Origin of the sequence: Stenotrophomonas sp. PS02300, from assembly GCF_029959395.1 — a bacterium.
In the GTDB taxonomy this organism is placed as follows: Bacteria; Pseudomonadota; Gammaproteobacteria; order Xanthomonadales; family Xanthomonadaceae; genus Stenotrophomonas; species Stenotrophomonas maltophilia_AD.
Window position 1 is genome coordinate 1 of record NZ_JASCOP010000225.1, and the last position, 2,623, is coordinate 2,623.

Here is a 2,623-nt window from a genome sequence, read left to right on the forward strand (position 1 = left end):
ATTGACGGCGCCCCCCCAAGGGGCCACGAACCACGACCCCCCGGCACGCCGGGGCGTCGGGGAAGCCGAAACGCTTGTTCAGCGCTTCTTCTTGGCCTCTTCTTCCTCTTCCTGCTGCGGCGCCTGCTGGCCCTTGGCCTTCATTTCGGCGGTGGCAGCCGCGCGGCGCTTGGCCTTGGCGTCGGCTTCGGACTGGGCCTTGGCCTCGGCCTGCTCGCCCTGCTGCGCGGTGGACTGGCCCTGTCCGGCGTTCTGCGCCATTGCCAGCGGCACGGCCACGACGGCGGCGGCAATGGCAACGATGGTCAGCAACTTCTTCATGGGGGGTCTCCTCGCATATGGCTGGGGATGGGGCGCCGGGGCTCCGGTTTTCCCATCGCCTACAGTCTATCGCGGGGTTGTCGGCCGCCCCCTGAACGTGCGGCGTGCAAAAAACCCCGCCACACCGCAAACTTCGCCGTCGCTTTGCGCTTTATGAAGACAGATGAATACCCGCTATAACGCCGCCGATATTGAAGTCCTGTCCGGCCTGGACCCGGTCAAGCGCCGCCCGGGCATGTATACCGACACCGCGCGCCCGAACCACCTGGCGCAGGAAGTGATCGACAACGCCGTGGACGAAGCGCTGGCCGGGCATGCCCGGACGGTGGAGGTCACCCTGTACAAGGACGGCAGCTGCGAGGTCACCGATGACGGCCGCGGCATGCCGGTGGACATCCACCCGGAGGAGAAGGTCCCCGGCGTGGAGCTGATCCTGACCCGGCTGCACGCGGGCGGCAAGTTCAACAACAAGAACTACACCTTCTCCGGCGGCCTGCATGGCGTGGGCGTGAGCGTGGTCAATGCGCTGTCGACGCTGGTGGAAGTGCATATCCGCCGCGACGGCAGCGAGCACCGCATCACCTTCCGCAACGGCGACCGCGCCACGCCGCTGGAAGTGGTCGGCAGCGTGGGCAAGAAGAACACCGGTACGCGGGTGCGCTTCTGGGCCGACCCGAAGTACTTCGATACGCCCAAGTACAACCTGCGGGCGCTGCGCCACCTGCTGCGCGCCAAGGCGGTGCTGTGCCCGGGCCTGACGGTGAAGCTGCGCGACGAGGCCACCGACGAGCAGGACACCTGGTACTTCGAGGACGGGCTGAGCGATTACCTGAAGGCCGAGCTGGGCGAGCGCGAAATGCTGCCGGCCGAGCTGTTCGTGGGCCAGCTGAAGAAGGACACCGAGGTGGTGGACTGGGCGGTGGCCTGGCTGCCGGAAGGCGAGCTGGTCCAGGAAAGCTACGTCAACCTGATTCCGACCGCGCAGCACGGTACCCACGCCAACGGCCTGCGCACGGGCCTGACCGAGGCGCTGCGCGAGTTCTGCGATTTCCGCAACCTGCTGCCGCGCGGGGTGAAGTTGGCCCCGGAAGACGTGTGGGACCGGGTGTCGTTCGTGCTGTCGTTGAAGATGACCGACCCGCAGTTCAGCGGGCAGACCAAGGAGCGGCTGTCGTCGCGCCAGGCGGCGGGCTTCGTGGAGGGCGCGGCACATGACGCCTTCAGCCTGCTGTTGAACCAGAACGTGGCGTTGGGCGAGCAGATCGCGCAGCTGGCGATCGAGCGCGCCAGTGCGCGCCTGAAGACCGAAAAGCTGGTGGTGCGCAAGAAGGTCACGCAGGGCCCTGCCCTGCCGGGCAAGCTGGCGGACTGCATCAGCCAGGACCTGTCGCGCACGGAGCTGTTCCTGGTGGAAGGCGATTCGGCGGGCGGCAGTGCCAAGCAGGCGCGTGACAAGGACTTCCAGGCGATCATGCCGCTGCGCGGCAAGATCCTGAACACCTGGGAAGTGTCGTCGGGCAGCGTGCTGGCGTCGGAAGAAGTGCACAACCTGGCGATCGCGATCGGCTGCGACCCGGGCAAGGAAGACATCAGCGGGCTGCGTTACGGCAAGGTGGTGATCCTGGCCGACGCGGACTCGGATGGCCTGCATATCGCCACGCTGCTGACGGCGCTGTTCCTGAAGCACTTCCCGTCGCTGGTGGATGCGGGCCACGTGTTCGTGGCGATGCCGCCGCTGTTCCGCGTGGACGTGGGCAAGCAGGTGTTCTACGCGCTGGACGAGGAAGAAAAGCGTTCGCTGCTGGACAAGATCGAGCGCGAGAAGATCAAGGGCCAGGTCAACGTGACCCGCTTCAAGGGCCTGGGCGAAATGAACCCGAACCAGTTGCGCGAGTCGACCATCCACCCCGACACGCGCCGCCTGGTGCAGTTGACGGTGGACGACGGCGAGCAGACCAGCGCGCTGATGGACATGCTGCTGGCCAAGAAGCGCGCAGGCGACCGCAAGCAGTGGCTGGAGAACAAGGGCGACCTGGCTTCGCTTGAAGTCTGATTGCTGATGAAAAATCCCGCTTCGGCGGGATTTTTTTTGGCTGCCCGGCTGCGTGGCCTGCAAACGTCGGGGTTGCAGACACTCCCGTAGTGCCGGGCCCTGCCCGGCAGCTTCATGCATCTGGGCGAACAGCCGGTGGCCGTCGCTTGGTCTGAGCTGGGCCGGCGGGTGCGGGTTTGCGGGACACGCCGTGAATCCATCCATGGAGGCTTGGCAAAAACATCCATGTTTTTGACAGTCCCGCAAACC

General features: G+C 66.1%; 2 protein-coding genes. One reads left to right on the forward strand and one right to left on the reverse strand.

What is annotated here, in order from left to right; all coding sequences use genetic code 11:
• Positions 1 to 78: 78 nt before the first annotated feature.
• Complete coding sequence (locus QMX79_RS20535; protein ID WP_282248426.1) at positions 79 to 321, reverse strand: hypothetical protein; 243 nt, start codon at positions 319 to 321, stop codon at positions 79 to 81.
• Between the two features lie 163 nt (positions 322 to 484).
• Between QMX79_RS20535 and parE the strand changes: the two genes are divergently transcribed.
• Complete coding sequence (gene parE / locus QMX79_RS20540; RefSeq protein WP_282248427.1) at positions 485 to 2,374, forward strand: DNA topoisomerase IV subunit B; 1,890 nt, start codon at positions 485 to 487, stop codon at positions 2,372 to 2,374.
• Positions 2,375 to 2,623 lie beyond the last annotated feature (249 nt).